Consider the following 18555-nt stretch of genomic DNA (forward strand, 5'->3'; position numbering starts at 1 on the left):
CGGTCGGACACACCCGCGACGTACGCTGCACCCATGCCTCGCACCATCGCCACGAACACCAGGGTCAGCCGTGAGGAGCTCCTCGAGGTGCTCCGCGCCCGGCACAACGGCGTCCTCGTCACCACTCGCGCCGACGGCCGGCCCCAGCTGTCGCCCGTCACGTTCGGAGTGGACGGTGAGGGACGCGTCGTCGTCTCCACCTACCCCGACCGGGCCAAGGTGGCGAACCTGCGGCGACGGCCCGAGGCATCCTTCCTCGCCCTCGGCGACGACTTCGGCGACGCCTGGGTACAGGTGGACGGCACCGCCGAGGTGCTGGACGTCCCCGAGTCCGTGGAGCCGCTCGTCGAGTACTTCCGCGTCGCGGCCGGCAAGGAGCACCCGGACTGGGACGAGTACCGCGACGCCATGGTGAAGCAGGGCAAGTCCCTCGTCCGCCTCACCATCGACCGCTGGGGCCCGGTCGCCACCGGGGGCTTCCCGGCCCGCCTCGCGGACGTCTGACACGGCAGCCGGCTGTCGCGACAGGAGGCCGGGAGGCGCGGGTGGACCGCAGCGACCTCGGCGGCGCGCCCTCGCCACGCGCTGAGGACCCGCGGCACGGCGTTAGGCTGCACGAACACCGCCATCGGCGCCCGAGCACCACGAGACAGCGACCATTCGCACCGGCCGAGCCGTAGGAGACCGCATTGGATCTGTACGCCGACGTCGCCGCCCAGTACACCGAGTTCGCCGAGTACGCCGCCGCCTCCGCGTCCCCCTGCTTCGAGCAGTGGGCGTACGCCGTGGCCGCGGACGAGGAGGTCCTCGCCTGGATCTCGGCCCTGCCCGGAATCAAGAAGCAGCCCAACCTGGTGTTCGCGGCCGCCCGCTTCCACGGCGTCACGGCGCCGGGCCCGTACGAGGCGCTGCGCTCGGCGCTGCTCGACGACGACGGCACGATCCGCGCCACGATCCTGGAGCGCTCGACCCAGACCAACGAGGCCGGCAGGCTCGCGACCCTCACCCCCGTCTTCGCCCGGCTGGCGATCGAGGCCGGGCGCCGGCCGCTCGCGCTCGTCGAGGCGGGAGCGAGTGCGGGACTGTGCCTCTACCCGGACCGCTGGGGGTACGACTGGACGGCCCCCGGCACGCGGACGGCACGGACCACCCGCGCCGCGGTCCTCGGCCCGGAACCCCGGCTCGCGTGCCCGGTCACCGGGGACCTCGCACTCCCGACCGCCCTGCCGGAGATCACCTGGCGCGGCGGGCTCGACCTGAACCCGCTGGACGTACGCGACAAGGACCAGATGGCCTGGCTGGAGATCCTCGTCTGGCCCGAGCACGACGACCGCCGCGACCGCCTGCGTCACGCGATCGAGATCGCCCGGGCCGAACCACCGCACCTGGAGCAGGGTGACATCCTCGCGGACCTGCCCCTCATGGTCGCCGACGCGTCCCGGCACGGCGAGGTCGTGGTGTTCCACAGCGCCGTCGTCGCGTATCTGCCGGCAGAGGACCGCGCGCGCTTCGACACGATGATGCGCCGCCTGGTCGCCGACGGCGCCTGCCGCTGGGTGAGCAACGAGGGCCTGAACGTCGTCCCCAGCGTGCTCGACGGCGCGCCCGAGCCGCCGGACACCAAGACCCTTGCCCTCGCGGTGGACGGGCGCGCCGTCGCCTGGTCGCATCCCCACGGCCGCTCGATGCGCTGGTTCGGCTGAACCCGGCGGGCGCCGCCTGGTACGAGCCGTTCATGCCGGCCGAGCACGTGGGCGGGAGCGACCCACCGCCGAGGACGGTCCCGGATCGCCCCCGGCGGCTCGGGGCAGCACGATCAGCCCACGACCGTGAACCTCGCCGAGAGCTGGTCCTCGCGCCTGGACGAGCGGCCGACGCGCAGCTCGAAGTCGCCCGGCTCGACGACGCGCGCTCCCGCCGCGTCGACGATCGTGCAGTCCGCCGCCGCCAACTCCAGGTCCACGACGGTCTCCTCGCCCGGAGCCACCGTCACCTGACGGAACGCCTTGAGCTCCTGGTCCGCCCAGCTCGCCGACGTGACGAGGTCGCTGACGTACACCTGGACGGTCTCGAGCGCCGGTCGCGGGCCGGTGTTCCGGACCGTCACCGTCGCCCGCACCACGCCGTCCGCCCTCACCCGGGGCTCGGCCACGCGCAGACCGTCGTACTCGGTCGTGGTGTAGCCGAGCCCCTCGCCGAACGCGTACGCGGGCCGCTGCGTGAGGTCCGCGTACCGGTCGCCGTGCTGGCCCCGTACCTGGTTGTAGTACGTGGGCTGCTGCCCGACGTGCCGGGCGAACGAGATGGGCAGCCGCCCGGACGGCTCGATCTCGCCGAGCAGCAGCTCCGCGAGCGCCTGCCCGCCCCGCATGCCGGGATTCGCCGCCCAGACCAGCGCGGCGGCCTCGTCGACCACGGGCGGCAGCACCTGCGGCTTGGACGCCAGGAGCACCACGATCAGCGGCGTGCCGGTCGCGGCGACCGCTTCGAGCAGGGCACGCTGACCCCCCAGCAGTTCGAGGGTGGCGGTGGACCGGCCCTCGCCGATGAGTTCGATGTGATCGCCCACGACGGCGACCACGTAGTCCGCGTCGCGCGCGGCGGCGACCGCCTCGGCGAGCTGCGCCTCGTCCACGGGCGCGGGCGTGACGACCGGCGGGCGCGGCTGACCGTCGGGGAACGTGTCGCCCTCGGGGTCGGGGGCGAGTTCGAGGATCTCCGCGCCCCGTGCGTACGTGACCTCCCAGTCGTCGGGCGTCTCCGACCGGAGCCCGTCCAGCACCGTGCTGATGAGGTGGCGCGGGTGCCCGTCGGGGATCCAGCCGGCCTGCCCGGAGTTGCCGGCCCAGTCGCCGAGCTGGCCCTGGGCGTCGTCCGCGAGGGGGCCGACGACGGCGATGCGGCGCGCGGGAGCGTTCCCACCGGCCGTCTCCCGGGTGGGAGTGTCCGCCGTCGTCGTGCCCGTCGGCAGCGGCAGGGTGCCGTCGTTGCGCAGCAGCACGAGTGACCGGCGGGCGACCTCCAGGTTCAGGGCGGTGTGCTCGGCGGCTCCCACGACGGCCTCGATGCGCTCGGGCGCGGGCCGGCGCCGGTCCTCGAACAGGCCCAGCTCGAACTTCAGGGTGAGGATGCGCCGGACGGCCTCGTCGAGGTCCGCCGGCATCAGGTGGCCCTCCTCGATGGCGGCGAGCGCGCCCTCGAAGAACCCGGGCGTGGTCATCACCATGTCGTTCCCGGCGCGGACGGCGGCCGTGGCCGCGGCGGTGAGGTCGGGCTGCACCTTCTGCTCCCAGACCATGCGGCCCACGTTGTCCCAGTCGGTGACGAGGGTGCCGGTGTAGCCCCACTCGCCGCGCAGGACGTCGGACAGCAACCAGTCGTTGACCGTGATGGGCACGCCGTCGATGGTCTGGTACCCGAGCATGAAGGTGCGGCAGCCCTCACGGGCGACGCGCTCGAACGGCGGCAGGTGCCAGGCGCGCAGCTTCCGCCGCGAGAGGTCGGCCTCCGACGCGTCCCGGCCGCCCTGCGTCTCGGAGTATCCGGCGAAGTGCTTGGCCGCGGCGAGGATCGCCGTCGGATCGGTCAGGCCGTCGCCCTGGTAGCCCCGTACCGCCGCCGAGGCCAGCTCGCCGATCAGGTGCGGGTCCTCGCCGAACGTCTCGTTCACGCGTCCCCAGCGCAGGTCACGGGCGATGCACAGCACCGGCGAGAAGGTCCAGTGGATGCCGGTGGCGCTCACCTCCACGGCGGTGACCCGTGCCACCCGCTCGACGAGCCCGGGGTCCCAGGTGGCGGCCATGCCGAGCTGGGTGGGGAAGATCGTGGCCCCCTCGAAGAAGGAGTGGCCGTGGATGCAGTCCTCGGCGACCAGGAGCGGGATCCGCAGCCGCGTACGGTCGGTCAGCTCGTGCGCCGCACGGACCCGTTCGGGCGAGGCGTGCAGGATGGAGCCGGCCTGCCGCCGCAGCACATGGTCGGCGAGGTCGTCCCGCGCGTCGAGCTGCAGCATCTGCCCGACCTTCTCCTCGGGCGTCATGCGGGCGATCAGGTCCTCGACCCGCTCGGCGACGGTCAGGGCGGTGTCGAGATAGGGCAGGTCGATGACGCTGGTCACGCAGGACTCCTCTTCGTTCGCTTCTTCTGCAGCCGCTTCCTGGAGCGGGCACGTTCGCCGGCCGAGCGCAGGCGAGGGTTGACGTACTCGTCGATGCCGAAGCTGATCAGGCTGAGCGCGGCTCCGAGCAGCGCGATCGCGAGGCCCGCGGGGACGTACCACCACCAGAAGTCGGGGAACGCGCCGTTCTGCTGGGCCCAGTAGAGGATCGTGCCCCAGTTCAGGTTGGTGATCGGGATGACGCCGATGAACGCGAGCGTGGTCAGGCCCAGCACCGCGGCGGTGACCGTACCGACGAAGCTGGAGGCGATCACCGCGGTCAGGTTGGGCAGCATCTCCACGGTGATGATCCGCCACAGCGGCTCACCGTTGGCGCGGGCCGCCTGCACGAAGTCCCTGCTCCGCAGGGACATCGTCTGCGCGCGGAGCACGCGCGCGCCCCACGCCCAGCCGGTGATCGCCAGAACGGCGGCCACGAGGAACAGGCTCGGGTCGTCGTACTGCGAGGCGACGATGATCATCAGCGGCAGCGCGGGCAGCACGAGGAACACGTTGGACAGGGCCGACAGGGACTCGCCGCGCCAGCCGCCGAGGAACCCGGCGCTCACGCCGACGACCACCGCGACCACGGTGGCGAGCACGCCGGCGGTCAGGCCGACGAGCAGCACGCCGCGGGTGCCGTAGGCGATCTGGCTGAAGATGTCCTCGCCCAGGTGGGTGGTCCCGAGCCAGTGGGTGGCCGACGGCGGCTGTTTGAGCGCCGTGTAGTCCTTCTCCAGGGGGCCGTACGGTGCGACGACGTCGGCCAGCGCGGCCAGCAGCGCGAACAGGCCCAGGACGACGAGGCCCGTGACGGACTTGCGGTTGGTCAGCATGTCAGGACTCCCCCTGCCGGGTGCGCGGGTCGAGCGCGGCGTAGGCGACGTCGGCGCACAGGTTGGCGACGAGCACCGTCAACGTGATGACCAGGAACAGCCCTTGCATCAGCGGGTAGTCCTTGGCCGTGGTGGCGTCGAGCAGCAGCTTGCCCACGCCGGGATAGGAGAACACGAGCTCCATGACGAGCGTGCCGCCCACGATGAAGCCGAGGGCGAGGGCGAAGCTCGACAGCTGCGGCAGCACCGCGTTCCGGGCCGCGTAGGCGAACACGACGCGGCGCCGGCTCAGCCCCTTGGCCTGGGCCACCGTCACGTAGTCCTCGTCGAGGACGGTGATCATCATGTTCCGCATGCCCAGCACCCAGCCGCCGAGCGAGGCGAGCACGACGGTGAGGGCCGGGAGGGTGCCGTGCGCGATCACCTCGCCGATGAACTGCGCGCTCAGCTCGGGGCTGGTGCCCTTCCCGTAGGCGTGCGACGCCGGGAACCACCCGAGACCGGTGGCGAACACCGCGATGGCGATGAGGCCCATCCAGAAGTACGGGACGGCGGAGAAGAACGTGGCGACGGGCACGATGACGTCGCCACGGCCCCCGCGGAACCAGCCGACCAGCGTGCCCAGCGTGGTACCGAGCAGAAAGCTGAGCACGGTCGCGATACCGACGAGCCCGACCGTCCAGGGCAGGGCGGCGCCGATGACCTCGGTGACCGGGGCGAGGCCGTGGGAGAACGAGCGGCCCAGGTCGCCGCTGAACAGCAGGGCCCAGTAGTCCACGTACTGCTCGGCGAGCGACTTGCCGGTGTCGAGGCCGAACAGGGTGCGCAGTGCGTCGGCCGCCTCGGGGCTGATGCGCCCCTGGTTCTTCTGCAGGTAGGCGCTCACGGGGTCGCCCTTGAGCATCCGGGGCAGGAAGAAGTTGATGGTGATCGCGGCCCAGGCGGTGAACAGGTAGAACGCCGCGCGGCGCAGGAGGAGTCTCATGAGCGGCTCCCGGTGGTCTCGGGTTCGCGGCCGCCGCCGAAGTGCCGCTCCGGGTCCGGCGAGGCGTCCCGGAGTGCGCGCGTGTACTCGTGCTGCGGGGTGAGGATGACGTCGTCGGCCGGGCCGCGTTCCACCACCCGTCCGTGGTGCAGCACGACGATCTCGTCGCTGAAGTGGCGGGCGGTGGCCAGGTCGTGGGTGATGTACAGGACGCCGAGCCCGTCGGCCTCCTGGAGCTCGGCCAGCAGGTTGAGCACACCGAGGCGGATCGACACGTCGAGCATCGAGACGGGCTCGTCGGCCACCAGCAGCGCGGGCCGGGAGGCGAGCGCCCGCGCGATGGCGATGCGCTGGCGCTGCCCGCCGGACAGCTCGTGCGGCCGGCGGGAGGCGAGTTCGGGATCCAGCCGGACGCGGTCCAGGAGTCGTGCGACCTCGGCGTCGACCTGGTCGCGGGGCACCACGCGGTCGAGCAGCAGGGGCCTGGCGATGTGGTGGTGCACCGTGTGGTACGGGTTCAGGGAGGCGAACGGGTCCTGGAAGACCATCCGCACCTGCTGGCGGTAGGAGCGCAGCGCCTTGCCGCGGCGCGGGATCGGGACGCCGTCCAGCAGCACCTGGCCCGAGGTCTCCCGTTCCAGCTGCGTGATGATCCTCGCGATGGTGGACTTTCCGCTGCCGCTCTGGCCGACGAGGGCGACGGTCCGGCCGGACGTGATCGACAGGTCGACGTCGTCGAGGGCGAGCATGTGGCCGGCTCCGCGCACGCGGTAGCGCTTGGTGAGTCCGGCCAGTTCGAGGGTGGTCATACCGTCACCCCTCCCTTCCGGACGAAGTCGCCGCGCTCACCCGTCAGGCTCGGGAACGAGCCCAGCAGACGCTTCGTGTACTCGTGCTGCGGGTGGCGGTAGAGGTCCGCCGCCGGGGCGGTCTCGACCACCCGGCCCGCGCGCATGACCGCGATGCGGTCGCTGATCTCGAGCAGGAGCGGCAGGTCGTGCGTGATGAACACGACGGAGAACCCGAGCTCCTCGCGCAGGCGCGAGATCTCCTGCAGGATCTCCCGCTGTACCAGCACGTCGAGCGCCGTCGTGGGCTCGTCCATGATGAGCAGGCGCGGACGCAGCGCGAGCGCCATCGCGATCATGACGCGCTGCCGCATGCCGCCGGAGAGCTCGTGGGGGTAGGACCGCAGCCGGTTCGCGCCGACCCCGACCATCTCGAGCAGCGCGCCGCACGTCTCGGTCCGTTCCGCGCGGCGCATGGCGGGCCGGTGCCTCGTGAACACGTCCGCGAGCTGGTCTCCCACGGAGAGCACGGGGTTGAGCGAGTTCATCGCGCCCTGGAACACCATGGCGATCTGGTCCCAGCGCAGCCGGTCCATCTCGGCCGCGGGGAGCACGGTGAGGTCGACGTCGGAGCCGCCGACGTCGTGCAGGACGACCTCGCCCCCGGTGATCTCGGCCGGGGGCCGCAGCAGCCGCTGCACGGCGTACGCGAGGGTGGACTTGCCGCAGCCCGACTCGCCCGCGAGACCGAGCACCTCGCCCTGGCCGACGGTCAGGGAGACGTCGCGCACGGCCTCGACCGGCGGGTCGACGTCGTAGGTCACGCTGAGCCCGGACACGCTCAGCACGGGATCACGGTTCACGCACTTTCTCCTGTCTGCGTCCGCGACGCCCTGGCGTCGTGGGCGGTACCGCTGTCTCGGCAGCGCCCACGACGCCGGGCGGGATCGGGATGAGGGTCAGCTCCTGGCCTCGAGCGAGGTCAGGATCAGCACTGCCGAGGGCTGCGTCGGGTCGGGGCTGGTGTAGGGGTCGTCCTCACCGGGCCAGCCGACGTAGCTGCGCGTGTTGTACTCCCCGATGAACGGGCGGTTGCCGACCGGCATGATCGGGACCTCCTCGACGAAGATCTCCTGGACCTGTGCCAGCGCCTCGGCACGGGCGGTGTCGTCCGTAGCGGTCAGGTAGGCGTCGAGCGCGTCGGTGGCCTCCGGGCTGTCGAAGCGGCCGAAGTTGTAGTCCGCGGCCTCACCGACCGGCTTCAGCCAGCGGCCGTCCATGGCGTCGCTGTACAGGTCGTAGGGCGTGGCGCCCGTGTCGGTCCAGTGCAGGATGGCCTGGAAGTCGCCCTCAGTCTTCGCCGCCCACCAGGAGTCGGCGTCGGGGGTGTCCAGGGTGGTGGTGACGCCGAGCTCCTTCGCGGCGTCGGAGATCAGGCTGATGCCGGTGACGTAGTCGCTCCAGCCCTGCGGGACGCTGAGCTCGAACTCGACGGGCTCGCCGTCGGGGTCGACCAGTGCGTCCCCCACGCCCGTGTAGCCGGCCTCCTCGAGGACCGCCTTCGCGGCCTCGACGTCGACCTCGTAGGTCTGGCCCGCGTACTGCGGGGCCACGAACTCGTCGCCGGCCGGGCTCGGGAGACCGGTCACGGACGTGAGGGCCGGCACGCCGCCCTCGCGCGCGATCTCGGCGTGCTTGTCGCGGTCGATCACCATGTTCATCGCCTGGCGGAAGGCGACGTCGTCGAACGGCTTCTCGGTGGTGTTGACGAACATCGCGTCGATGCCGAGGCCCGTGGCCGCCCAGTAGACGTTGTCCTCGTCCTTGTCGACGTAGGCCGACTGCACGTTGGGGATGAAGGCCTGTGCCCAGTCCGCCTCGCCGTTGGCCAGGGCTGTGGTCAGGGCGGTGTTGTCGTTGTACGACACGTAGTAGAGCGTCGGCACGGCCGGTGCGCCGCCCCAGTAGTCGTCCCGGGCCGACAGCTCGACCGACTGCGTGGTGAACTCGGTCAGCGTGTAGGGGCCGGTGCCGACCGGCTCGGGGTTCTCGTAGGTGGTCGGGTCCTCGACGTCGGCCCACACGTGCTCCGGGACGATGTGCCGGTGCAGGACCTTGTCCTGCTTGGCGTACATCGAACCGGCGAACGTGATCGTCACCTGGTCGCCGTCCGTGGTGACCTCCTCGATGCCGAGCGCGGCGGTGTCCAGCTCGGGCTTCTCCTTGAGCAGACCGAACGTGAAGGCGATGTCGTCCGCACCGAACTCCTCGCCGTCGTTCCACGTCACGCCGTCGCGCGCGGTGACGGTCAGGGCGGTGTAGTCCTCGTTCCACTCGAGCTCGGAGGCGAGCCAGGGACGGACCTCGTCGGACGGGTTCACCATGTTGACGAACGCGAGGGGCTCGAGGATCGCGTTGACGTACCCGAGCGTGAGCGCCGACGAGTCGCCCACCCAGGGATTGTTGGATTCTGTCGTGATCGCGCCGTCGGGCTTCGCGATCGTGAGCGAGCCGTCACCGGGGGCGACGGACTCGTCGTCCCCGCCGGTGCCGCCCGCGCAAGCGCTGAGCAGGAGTGTTGCGGCCAGTGTCGCGGCTGCTACCGCGACGGAGCGTGAGGCGCTGCGCCTCGCACGGGACGTCGGTGTCACCTTCGTACTCCTCGTCATCGAGTTGCTGTCGGCGCTTAACTTACTACGCTGTAAGTAACATTGTGAAATGCTGGGGTCACGGTGTCGTCACGATCGCCGGGACCGGTGCACCGCTTACACTCGACGCACCACGACGCCGCAGGACAGACAGCCCAGGACAAAGGTGTGAACGACCCGCGATGAACTCCACGACGCGACAGCCCCGACGCTCACGGCCGGAGACCCTCGCCCGGCGAGAGCGGATCCTCGAGGCGGCCATGACGACCTTCGGCGCACGCGGGTACAACAAGGGCCCGCTGACCGAGATCGCGGACCAGGTCGGAATGACCCACGCCGGCGTCCTGCACCACTTCGGGTCCAAGGACCAGCTCCTGCTCGAGGTGCTGCGCTACCGCGACGAGAGTGACGTCAAGGACCTGGAGGGCCAGCACATCCCCGGCGGCGTCGACCTGTTCCGGCACCTCGTCCGGACCGCCCTGCTCAACGCCCGCCGTGCCGGGCTCGTGCAGGCGTACGTCGTGCTCTCGGCGGAGTCGGTCACGGAGGGGCACCCGGCCAGGGACTGGTTCGTGGAGCGCTACCGCACGCTGCGCCGCGAGGTCGGTGAGGCGTTCCGCGCCGTCTGCGCCGAACGGGGCATCGACGAGCCCGCCACCGTCGACCGGGCGGCCGCCTCGATCCTCGCCGTGATGGACGGCCTCCAGGTCCAGTGGCTCCTGGATCCGGAACAGGTCGATCTCGCCGAGTCGAGCGCCTTCGCGATCGAGGCGATCGTGGCCCAGGTCCTGGACCCCCGCGAGGCCCTCTGAGCCGGGCACGACGCGCGCCGAGCACGTCCCGACGCCGACACGACCGTGAGGCCGGGCCGACCACCGTCCCGCCCCGCGGCGGCACGGACACGGCAGGTCCAGCCGCCGGAGGCCGGACCTGCCGTGTCACGCCCGCCGGTCCGTCACGGACGGACCGGACCGGGTCAGGTCACGGATCGATCAGTTCGTAGTCCTCGTCCATGACCGCGCCCCGGTGCGGCTTGTACAGGTCGTAGCCCCGCGGGTCGCACTGGAGTCCACCGTTGATGCAGTGCTCCACCAGGCGGCGCAGCACCTCCGGGTCCCAGGCGTTCACGAAGTCGTAGTGCCACGACTGGTCGGACCCGCTGACCAGCGCCACGTCGGTCAGATCACCGTCCACGGGCCACGCGATCTTGAACTCCAGCATCGGCACCGCCACCGGGTGGCTCATCGGGCACTGACCGGCCACCGGGTACGCCATGTGAGCCGAACCGTCCGCGTAGAGGCGCTCGCCGTCCCAGCAGCTCGGCGCCTGGTACCGGATGTTCAGCTCGGTGCCCGGGGCGCAGTGGTCGGGGATCGACCAGTTGTGGGCGCTGTCGCCGCACTCCCAGCCCTCGACCGCGCCGGGAGCGTCCCGGAACTCGTCCGGCGTCGCCATCATGTCGCCGGCCACGAACCGCAGCCCCTCGGGGAACGGCACCACCCGCGTGTAGTCGTCGATCCCCGACTTGTAGTACACCGTCATCGGGATGTCCGGTGCGACGGGCTCACCGCCCTCGGTGAGGGCCGGGTACCAGTACGCCGACCGGTCGTGCGGCACCGTGCACGACGTGGCCGGGTTCGCGTCCAGGCTGTCCGGCGTCGTGAACGCGTCCGTGGAGCGGTTGCCGATGAACGTGTGCAGGTGGGACGCGCCGGGCTGTCCGGGGAAGACGATCGGGTCGTCCGCGCCGAAGTGCGAGAAGGTGCAGTTCGCCTGGAACTCGTGGTGGGTGACCTCGTCGTCGGGGTACTCCGGCGGGTCGCCGGGGTCGGCCGGCTCGCCGTCGCCGAAGACCTGGAACTCCCACAGCGAGTAGCCGTAGTGCGTCGCGCGCTCGCTCGCGACGAGCTGGACGTAGCGGCCCGTGGCGGTGACGGGGAACGACTGGTCGCCGCCGGCACCGTCCGTGACGTCGGCGACCGTCGTCCAGGTGGTGCCGTCCTGGGAGACCTGCAGCGTGAAGTCCGTCGCGTACGCGGCCTCCCAGTCCAGGTCGATCCGGTCCAGCGCGTACGACGCGCCGAGGTCGACCCTCAGCCACTCGTCGTCGGACGGCTCACTGGCCCAGCGCGTGGCGGGGTCGCCGTCGACGGCGAAGCGCGGCCCCAGGTTGGCGGCCTCCGAGCTGGACGCGGCGGTGAGGCCGCCCTGCGAGAGCAGGGTGCCCGGCTCCGCGGACGCACCGGTGCCGGCCGCCGCGACGGCGGCGCCCGCGATCAGGGAGCCGACGGCGGCCCCGGCGAGGGTTCTTCTGACACGTGATCTCATGGTTTCTCCTCCGTGCGTCGTTGCGATGGAGTGGTGGATGGAGCAGTGCTTCGTACGGCCCCGGGTAGGGCCCGGTCGGTCCGGGCGGGTCCCGGTCCCGTTCCGGACCCAGCGGCGCTCAGTTCTGGTAGACGCCCAGCTCGTAGAGGGAGTAGCCCCACTCGGTGCCGCGCTCGGTGAGGTTCAGGCGCACGTACCGGCCCGTGCCGGAGACGTCGAGGTCGTCCACTCCCCCGTCGCCTCCGGTCACCGAACGGATCGTGGTCCAGGAGGCACCGTCGTCGGACACCTGCACGTCGTAGGCCGCGCCGTAGGCCGTCTCCCAGACGAGCTGGAGGTGCTGGAACGACCGCACCGATCCCAGGTCCACCTGGAACCAGGCCGACGGGCCCCACTCGCTCGCCCAGCGCGTCGTCGTGTCGCCGTCGACGGCCTGACCGGGCGTGAAGTTCCCGTTGTACGGGTCGAACGACGACGCCGACGCCTCCGCGCCCAGCGCGATGTTCTCGCCGTCGACGTGCGGCGCCACCACGCGGAACGACCGCGTCTCCACGCCGACGTTGCCCTGGCCATCCTCGGCGAACACGTAGACCTTCCAGACGCCGAGCGTGTCCGGTGCCGTCACCCGGTAGGTGCCCGGGGAGGTCTCGGTGAACTCCGCGGCCGCGATCCCGCCCGCGCCGTTGACGTACTTGCTGTTCAGCATGACCACCGGCGTGATGTCGTCCCCGTCGGGATCGGTCATGTCGACGGACACCGTGAACTGGTCGCCCGCCTCGACGGACCCGGCATCCGCCACGTCCATGGCGGTGATCTCGGGCGGGGTGTTCCGGGCCGAGACGTCCACGCCCCAGGTGCGCGCGATCGAGTAGTAGCCCAGCCGCCTGTTGTCCCCCGGGATGACGTTGAACCAGACGCCGCCGAAGTCGCCCTCGATACCGAAGTGGAAGAACGTGGCCCCGAGGGCGACACCGTCGTGCTCGCGCAGGCACTGCCAGGAGTTCACGTAGGCGTCCGCCTTCTCCAGGTCCGAGGGTTCGGCAGGCACGCCGTTGGCGTCGTCGGGCACCTCCCACTCACCGGCCGCGCCGCCCTCGGTCAGCAGGTAGGGGCGGTCGTAGCCGCCGGATTCCCAGGCGGCGCGGATGTTGCACACGTCGCCGTAGGAGTTCACCGAGAGCAGGTCCAGGTCGGGTGCGCTCTCGGCGATGTAGGCCCACGCCCCGGTCCAGGCGTCCGTGTTCGTCGTGGGGTGGTGCGGGTCCGCGGCGTGGACGGCGACGCTGACCTCGTTCACGAAGGCCGCGTACGCATGCCGGACCTCCTCCAGGTCGGCACCCGAGAAGCAGTCCTGCAGCCCGAGGATCGACTCGTTGCCGATGTTCCACATCAGCACGGCCGGGTGCTCCTTGTAGACGTCGACCCAGTGCAGGATGTCGGCCTTCGCCTCGGACTTGTAGGCGTCGTCGGACCGGTAGTCGATGCAGCCACCGGAGCCCGGGCCGCCGCCGGGCAGCAGCCAGAAGCCCATCACGACCCGCACGTCGTGCGCCGCCGCGGAGTCCAGCAGCGCGCGCGTGTCCTCGCCCGTGCCCCAGGTCCGCACGGTGTTGGCGTTCGTGGCCGTGAGCATCGGCAGGTAGTGGTCCGCCGTGTCGAACGACGGGCCCCAGGTGAAGCCGCGCACCGTGTACGGCCGGCCGTCCACGGTCAGGTCCCAGTCGCCGTTCCCGCCGGTCACCTCGACGTGGCTCGGACCGGAGCCCGGAACCGGGACGTTCGGATGTCCCGGGTCGACGAAGTCCGGGTCGCCCGGGTCTCCCGGATCACCCGGGTCGCCTGGGCCTCCCGGGTCGCTCCCGGCCACGCCGAAGACCCGCATCTCCCACAGCGAGACGCCGTAGCCGCTGTTCCGCGCGGTCGAGTGCAGCCGCACGTAGCGCCCGGTTCCCTCCACCTCGACCACGTCGTCGCCGCCGTCGCCCGCATCGGTCGACGCGAGGGTGCGCCAGTCCGCGCCGTCGTCGGAGACCTGGATGGAGTACGACGTCGAGTACGCCGACTCCCAGTCGAGCTCGACCCGGTCCAGGGTCGCGGTCCGCCCCAGATCGACCCTCAGCCACTGCGGGTCGCTGAACTCGCTCGACCAGCGGGTGGCCGCGTCGCCGTCGACGGCGGCGCCCGCAGGCGTGTAGTCCGGGTTCTCCTCCGAGGACGCGAGGGCCGGGCGCCCCTCGGAAAGCAGTTCGGGTGCGGCCTGGGCAGGACCGGCCGGCACGAGGAACGCCGCCGCGACGAGGGTCGCCAGCACCGCCGCCGGCCGGCCGGCTCGTGCCCGGGGTCCGCCGGCGCGAGTGCCGGCGCGTTGGATGGTCATGGTTGCTCCATCTCCTTCGGCCCGCGGCGTGCACGGGCTCTGGTTCGTCGTTGAGCCGTCGCCCGGCCGCATCGACACGGCCGGAACAGAGTGGGAGAGCGCTCTTACCGCCGTCGAGTCTGGCCGGGGACGGGGCCGGCGTCAAGGGCCCACGGGTCCGGACAGCATCTTGTCTTGTTGTCGGTTGCAGCCGTTGAATGCCTTTACATCGTCGGCGGTGACGCCGCTCGATCGTGTGGCAGGCTCGCGGAACCGTCCTCGCTCGCTCCTTGGGCAAACGCTCTCACCCTGTTATCGTCGGGCCGTGACCGAGGACCTACGGCAACCCGTACCCACGCTCGAGGACGTCGCCCGGGTGGCGGGCGTCTCCCGCGCCACGGTCTCACGCGTCATCAACGGCAAACGCAAGGTCGCCGCGGCCGTCCAGGAGACGGTGCTGGCAGCGGTCGCGGAGACGGGCTACGTCCCCAATCGCGCGGCGCGTTCGCTCGTGACCCGGCGTACCGGGATGGCGGCGGTCGTCGTGTCCGGCTCCGCCGCCGGGCCGGGCGAGGAGGCCGACCCGTCGCGCGCCCTGTCGGACCCGTTCTTCGGCCGGGTGGTGGGTGGTTTCGTCCGGGCGCTGCGGCGCCACGACGTGCATCCCGTCCTGCTGTTCGCCGACACCCCCGAGGCCGAGGACCAGGCCGTGAACTACCTGCGTCTCGGCAACGTCGACGGCACGCTGCTCGTGTCCACGCACGGCGACGACCCCCTGCCCGGCCGCCTGGTCGAGGCGGGCCGGCCCGTCGTGATGTTCTCGCGCCCGGCACGGCCAGTGCCCGTGAGCTATGTCGATCTCGCGAACTCCGACGGCGGTCGCCTGGCGGCCGAACACCTCGTCGCACGGGGCTGCACGTCGCTGGGGCTCGTGAGCGGGCCGCTCGACGTCCCCGCCGCACGTGACCGCGCCGACGGCTTCCGCGACCGCGCCGCGCGGCACGGCCACGCGTACGTGCCGGGTGCCGCCGACGACTTCACCTTCGCCGGCGGGGAGGCCGCGACCGAGCGGCTTCTGGCCGAGGTGCCCGGGATCGACGGCGTCTTCGCCGGGAACGACCTCATGGCGCAGGGAGCACTCCACGCGCTGCGCACGCACGGCCGACGAGTGCCCGACGACGTCGCCGTGGTCGGCTTCGACGACAGCCCGGTCGCCACGCAGACGAGACCACACCTGACCACGGTGCGCCAGCCTGCCGAGGAGATGGCCGCCACCATGGCGGACCTGCTCGTCGAGCGGATCGAGGACCCGGGGCTTCCGCCCCGCTCGGTCGTCTTCGATCCCGAACTGGTGCTCCGCGACTCGGCCTGAGACGCCACCGCGCCGCGGGCGGGCCCCCGCACCACCGGGCCGGGCCGCAGGACCCCGGGCCCGCTCCCACGGGGCGGGTCACGCCGAGTCGCGGACCACGAGCTCCGGGGCGAAGGTGACCACGCCGCCCGGGCCCACGGCGTCGTCCGACGGGTCGGCTCCGGGGTCCCTGTCGGGCGCCGGCGCCCCCATGCCCTCCAGGAGGAGCTCGGCCATCCGCCGTGCCATGTTCTCGACCGGCTGGCGCACGGTGGTCAGTGGTGGATGCGCCTGTGCCGCGGCGCTCGAGTCGTCGAAGCCGACCACGGCGACGTCGCCGGGCACCCGGCGGCCCGCCGACTGGAGCGCCGTGCTGACGCCGTCGGCCATGAGGTCGTTCCCCGCGAAGACGCCGTCGATGCCGGGTATCTCGGCCAGGAGCTGTCGTGCAGCGGCCTCGCCGCCGGGCCGGGTGAAGTCGGCGTCGGCCACGGCCGGCCGGTCGAGTCCGGCGGCGACGACGGTGTCGAGGAACGCGTCGAGCCGGGCCCGCATGAAGGGGGCGTCCGTCGGCCCGGTCACCACGGCGAGCCTCCGGCGGCCGGTCGCCAGCAGGTGTTCGGCCGCCAGCCGCCCGCCGGCCGCCTGGTCGAGGTCGACGGCGGGAACGCCGTCGGGCATCGCCCCGCCCGCGATCCGCGCCGACAGCACCACGGGCGTCCCGAGGCCCACCAGGCGCGCGGGTAGCGGGTCGTCCGCACTGGAGGTGATGAGCAGCACACCGTCCACGTGCCCCTGCCGGACGTACCGCACCACCTGGTCGTGCGCGGGCGGGTCGGCGGGCATGATCGCCAGGTGGACGTCGCGTGGCCGCAATGCCTCCTGGGCCCCCGCGGTGACACGCCCCAGGTACGGATCGGTGAAGATGCGCTCCAGGAACGGCAGCGGTGAGCGGTGTCCCGGCGGCTCGGACACGACGAGCGCGACCGAGCCGGTGCGTCGTGTCACGAGCGAGCGTGCCGCCAGGTTGGGGACGTATCCCGTCTGCTCGATGGCCCGGCGCACGACATGGGCGATCGCCGGGTCGACCGTCGGCACGCCGTTGATCACGCGGGACACCGTCGCCCGGGACACGCCGGCCACGGACGCGACGGCCTCGAGCGTGGGCCGGCCGGAACTCGCTGACGCCATGCGCCAGTTATACCGGCCGGCTCACACCGAGGTGCGACGACGTCGCCCCGCGGGACCGGTGGACGGTCGTCCGCCCGTCCCGCGGATGACGGCTACTGGTAGACGCGGACGTAGTCGATCACGTACCGCGACGGGAACGGCGTCGTACCGTCGGGCGGCCCGGGCCAGTCCCCGCCCACGGCGAGGTTGAGGATCATGTAGAACTCGTGATCGTAGATCCACGGGCCGCGGGTTGCCTCCACCGTCTCCTTGTCCGCGTAGAAGACCTCCTCGTCGTCGAGGAAGTACCGGATCCCCTGGCTGTCCCACTCGGCCGCGAACGTGTGGAACCCGTCGGAGATCTTCCCGCCGCCGGGCAGGCCGTAGCTGCCGCCGTACCCTCCGGCACCGTTGTAGGCGGGCGCGTGCAGGGTGGAGTGCGCCTCGTGCGGCTCCTGGCCGATGAACTCCATGATGTCCACCTCGCCGTTGTACGGCCAGGGACGGCCCTCCAGGAAGTCGGTGCCCATCATCCAGAACGCCGGCCACAGCCCGCGCCCCTCGGGGACCTGGACCCGCGCCTCGAACCGCCCGTACTGCGCGTGGAACCTGTTCGAGGTGTTCATGCGGTGGGACGTGTACTCGCGGCCTTCGTAGGCCTCGCGGCGCGCCTCGATGACGAAGTTGCCCTGACCGTCGTGGAAGCCGTTGCCCTCGGGGGTGTAGTACTGCTGCTCGTTGTTGTTGGGCAGGCCGGGATCGATCGTCCACCTCGACGGGTCGGCCGGTGTTCCGGCGGCGCCGTCGAACTCGTCGTTCCACACGAGCTCGAGGTCGTCGAAATCAGGGTCGGCGGGCTCGGCGGGCGGCGCCTGCGGCGCCCCGCCGGTGCCGTACACCTGGAACTCCCAGAGCGAGTAGCCGTACGGACCGCTGCGGTCGGTCATGTGGACGCGCACGTGCCGGCCGTCGGCGTCGAGCGGAATCGTCTCCTTGAAGCCGGAACCGCTCGTGGTGGAATGCACCGTGGTCCAGGTTGTTCCGTCCGCGGACACGTCGATGCTGTACGACGTCGCGAACGCCGGGTCCCATTGCAGGACGACGCTCGTGACGTGCGCCGGGGCTCCGAGGTCGACGGCGATCCAGCCCTCGTCCGTCCAGCCCGTGTCCGTCGCCGTGGCCCACCGGCTGGCGGGGTCCAGGTCGAAGGCCTTGTCCGGCGAGCACTCCCAGCAGTTGGCGTCGTGCTGCTGGGACGAGGCGGAGCCGGTCCTGCCGTACGACAACAGGGACTCGTCGGACGGGTCCGGCGTGGTTCCGTCATCCGGGCCGAAGACCTGGAACTCCCACAGTGACACGCCGTAGACGGTGGCGCGCTCGGTCACGAACAGCCGGACGAAGCGGCCGCTTCCGGTGACGGCGAGGGTCTCGTCGCCACCGGTCGAGTCGTCGGTCGAGTAGATCGAGGACCAGCCGGCACCGTCGTCGGACACCTCGATCCGGTAGCCGGAGGCGTAGGCGGCTTCCCAGTCGAGGGCGACGCCGTCGATCTCCTGGACGCTCCCGAGGTCGACGCTGATCCACTGGTCATCCGACCAGGCGCTGGACCAGCGTGTGCCGGGGTCGCCGTCGACGGCCTCGTCCCCGGTGCTCCAGTCGAACTCGGTGCTGGAGGTGGTCACCGGTTGCCCCTGGGAAAGGGGCTCGGGCGCTGCCAGGGCTGGGGTCACGGTGATCGCTCCCGTGACGAGGGTCGCGGCCGCTGCTACGGCTGCGAGCAGGCGTGATGTTCGCCGCATGACGTGCTCCTTCGAACGTCGGACTGGTGCGGTGACGAGAGAGCGCCATGAGAGAGCGCTCTCTCGGCATCCACCCTTGCGGACGGAAGTGGCGGGCGTCAAGGCTTGGCCGAAAACTCACTGACAGTTCAGTGAGTT

At 71.7% G+C, this 18555-nt stretch carries 14 protein-coding genes; 4 read left to right on the forward strand and 10 right to left on the reverse strand.

The window, feature by feature from the left end; all coding sequences use genetic code 11:
- The first annotated feature begins 33 nt into the window (after positions 1 to 33).
- Entirely contained in the window at positions 34 to 504 is a 471-nt protein-coding gene (locus J0911_RS16140; protein ID WP_207276487.1) for a PPOX class F420-dependent oxidoreductase, read from the forward strand.
- Between the two features lie 185 nt (positions 505 to 689).
- Positions 690 to 1703, forward strand: a complete 1014-nt coding sequence (locus J0911_RS16145) for a DUF2332 domain-containing protein (RefSeq protein ID WP_207276488.1) — start codon at positions 690 to 692, stop codon at positions 1701 to 1703.
- A 113-nt stretch (positions 1704 to 1816) separates the two neighbouring features.
- Here the strand turns inward: J0911_RS16145 and J0911_RS16150 are convergent, their stop codons facing one another.
- The 6 genes from J0911_RS16150 to J0911_RS16175 form a co-directional block, all read right to left on the reverse strand.
- Positions 1817 to 4117 (reverse strand): exo-beta-d-1,3/1,6-glucosidase, encoded by a 2301-nt coding sequence (locus J0911_RS16150; protein ID WP_307865122.1) that lies wholly within the window; start codon positions 4115 to 4117, stop codon positions 1817 to 1819.
- Entirely contained in the window at positions 4114 to 4992 is an 879-nt protein-coding gene (locus J0911_RS16155) for an ABC transporter permease (protein WP_207276489.1), read from the reverse strand. The genes J0911_RS16150 and J0911_RS16155 overlap by 4 nt, the downstream gene beginning before the upstream one ends.
- A 1-nt stretch (position 4993) precedes the next feature.
- Complete coding sequence (locus tag J0911_RS16160; RefSeq protein WP_207276490.1) at positions 4994 to 5977, reverse strand: ABC transporter permease; 984 nt, start codon at positions 5975 to 5977, stop codon at positions 4994 to 4996.
- Entirely contained in the window at positions 5974 to 6786 is an 813-nt protein-coding gene (locus J0911_RS16165) for an ABC transporter ATP-binding protein (protein ID WP_207276491.1), read from the reverse strand. The genes J0911_RS16160 and J0911_RS16165 overlap by 4 nt, the downstream gene beginning before the upstream one ends.
- Positions 6783 to 7628, reverse strand: a complete 846-nt coding sequence (locus J0911_RS16170; RefSeq protein ID WP_207276492.1) for an ABC transporter ATP-binding protein — start codon at positions 7626 to 7628, stop codon at positions 6783 to 6785. The genes J0911_RS16165 and J0911_RS16170 overlap by 4 nt, the downstream gene beginning before the upstream one ends.
- 96 nt (positions 7629 to 7724) lie before the next feature.
- Entirely contained in the window at positions 7725 to 9416 is a 1692-nt protein-coding gene (locus J0911_RS16175) for an ABC transporter substrate-binding protein (protein WP_307865123.1), read from the reverse strand.
- Between the two features lie 179 nt (positions 9417 to 9595).
- On the opposite strand from J0911_RS16175, the gene J0911_RS16180 reads away from it, so the two are divergent.
- Positions 9596 to 10225, forward strand: coding sequence for a TetR/AcrR family transcriptional regulator (locus J0911_RS16180; protein ID WP_207276494.1), 630 nt, complete (start codon positions 9596 to 9598; stop codon positions 10223 to 10225).
- 169 nt (positions 10226 to 10394) lie between these two features.
- Here the strand turns inward: J0911_RS16180 and J0911_RS16185 are convergent, their stop codons facing one another.
- Together J0911_RS16185 and J0911_RS16190 are read right to left on the reverse strand one after the other, a co-directional pair.
- Positions 10395 to 11741 carry a DUF1996 domain-containing protein gene (locus J0911_RS16185; RefSeq protein ID WP_207276495.1) on the reverse strand — a complete coding sequence of 449 codons (1347 nt, stop codon included), beginning with the start codon at positions 11739 to 11741 and terminating at the stop codon, positions 10395 to 10397.
- A 118-nt stretch (positions 11742 to 11859) separates the two neighbouring features.
- Positions 11860 to 14118, reverse strand: coding sequence for a discoidin domain-containing protein (locus J0911_RS16190; RefSeq protein WP_207276496.1), 2259 nt, complete (start codon positions 14116 to 14118; stop codon positions 11860 to 11862).
- Positions 14119 to 14422: 304 nt separating this feature from the next.
- Here J0911_RS16190 and J0911_RS16195 point away from each other — a divergent pair, with 304 nt between their 5' ends.
- Complete coding sequence (locus tag J0911_RS16195; protein ID WP_207276497.1) at positions 14423 to 15469, forward strand: LacI family DNA-binding transcriptional regulator; 1047 nt, start codon at positions 14423 to 14425, stop codon at positions 15467 to 15469.
- A 78-nt stretch (positions 15470 to 15547) separates the two neighbouring features.
- Here J0911_RS16195 and J0911_RS16200 read toward each other — a convergent pair whose 3' ends face one another.
- Positions 15548 to 16639 (reverse strand): LacI family DNA-binding transcriptional regulator, encoded by a 1092-nt coding sequence (locus J0911_RS16200; protein ID WP_207276498.1) that lies wholly within the window; start codon positions 16637 to 16639, stop codon positions 15548 to 15550.
- 92 nt (positions 16640 to 16731) lie between these two features.
- Positions 16732 to 18417, reverse strand: a complete 1686-nt coding sequence (locus J0911_RS16205) for a discoidin domain-containing protein (RefSeq protein WP_207276499.1) — start codon at positions 18415 to 18417, stop codon at positions 16732 to 16734.
- Positions 18418 to 18555 lie beyond the last annotated feature (138 nt).

Source organism: Myceligenerans salitolerans (genome assembly GCF_017349295.1).
In the GTDB taxonomy this organism is placed as follows: Bacteria; Actinomycetota; Actinomycetes; order Actinomycetales; family Cellulomonadaceae; genus Myceligenerans; species Myceligenerans salitolerans.

Bases quoted from the DNA above. Each gene is read 5' to 3' on its own strand.
- J0911_RS16140 (WP_207276487.1), top strand. From the start codon at position 34: ATGCCTCGCACCATCGCCACGAACACCAGGGTCAGCCGTGAGGAGCTC.
- J0911_RS16155 (WP_207276489.1), bottom strand. From the start codon at position 4,992: ATGCTGACCAACCGCAAGTCCGTCACGGGCCTCGTCGTCCTGGGCCTG.
- J0911_RS16160 (WP_207276490.1), bottom strand. From the start codon at position 5,977: ATGAGACTCCTCCTGCGCCGCGCGGCGTTCTACCTGTTCACCGCCTGG.
- J0911_RS16165 (WP_207276491.1), bottom strand. From the start codon at position 6,786: ATGACCACCCTCGAACTGGCCGGACTCACCAAGCGCTACCGCGTGCGC.
- J0911_RS16180 (WP_207276494.1), top strand. From the start codon at position 9,596: ATGAACTCCACGACGCGACAGCCCCGACGCTCACGGCCGGAGACCCTC.
- J0911_RS16185 (WP_207276495.1), bottom strand. From the start codon at position 11,741: ATGAGATCACGTGTCAGAAGAACCCTCGCCGGGGCCGCCGTCGGCTCC.
- J0911_RS16190 (WP_207276496.1), bottom strand. From the start codon at position 14,118: ATGACCATCCAACGCGCCGGCACTCGCGCCGGCGGACCCCGGGCACGA.
- J0911_RS16200 (WP_207276498.1), bottom strand. From the start codon at position 16,639: ATGGCGTCAGCGAGTTCCGGCCGGCCCACGCTCGAGGCCGTCGCGTCC.
- J0911_RS16205 (WP_207276499.1), bottom strand. From the start codon at position 18,417: ATGCGGCGAACATCACGCCTGCTCGCAGCCGTAGCAGCGGCCGCGACC.